Source organism: Limnohabitans sp. (assembly GCF_036804465.1).
GTDB lineage: Bacteria > Pseudomonadota > Gammaproteobacteria > Burkholderiales > Burkholderiaceae_C > Limnohabitans.
In genome coordinates, this window is record NZ_DAIRSK010000008.1 from 22,262 (window position 1) to 22,891 (window position 630).

The window sequence follows — 630 nt, forward strand, 5'->3', positions numbered from 1 at the left end:
TGTAGTTGTAGGGCATATTACACCTAAATTCAAACTTCCAAATGATTGGATTTTCGTATCTCCATCTTCGAAAGATAAATCCGCATTCTCTCAATATTTTGATACATCCACTCCATTCCTCGATAACAATTTACTTGGGGAATATTACTACTTGTTTGCGGTAAGGAAATTTTTAGCCAATCATGCAAATTACGAATTAGTTAGGATTAGTCATTACAGACGATTAGCCTCTAATATTCAGATTGGTTTGCAGTCTACGAATCAACCTTATTCCAATTTTCTATCTGAAGATGAAATTTCTAAATTTGATATCGATGAAATTACTACACCAAAACCCCATGGATGGCTTATTCCAAGTGTATTTAACATGACAGTTTCTGCAATCCATCAATATTCAATGTTTCACCATATTAGAGATGTATTCAGATTCTATGCTGACATAGTAGATGATGGAGTTATGGAAGAAACTTCAATATACAACTGCTGCTTTTCTAATTCCATAATTCCAGCCCCATCTATTAGCACTATACCAGCTAAAGAATTTATATATATATATGAAAAATTAGAAAATTCAATGTTATCTTTTCTAAAATCTGGTTATTGCGCAAGAGACGGATATCAAACTAGAGT

General features: G+C 32.5%; 1 protein-coding gene. It reads left to right on the forward strand.

Annotated elements, in window-relative coordinates; translation table 11 throughout:
- Positions 1-630, forward strand: a 630-nt coding sequence (locus V7Q41_RS05720) for a hypothetical protein (protein WP_333844076.1), incomplete at both ends; no start/stop codon positions are given.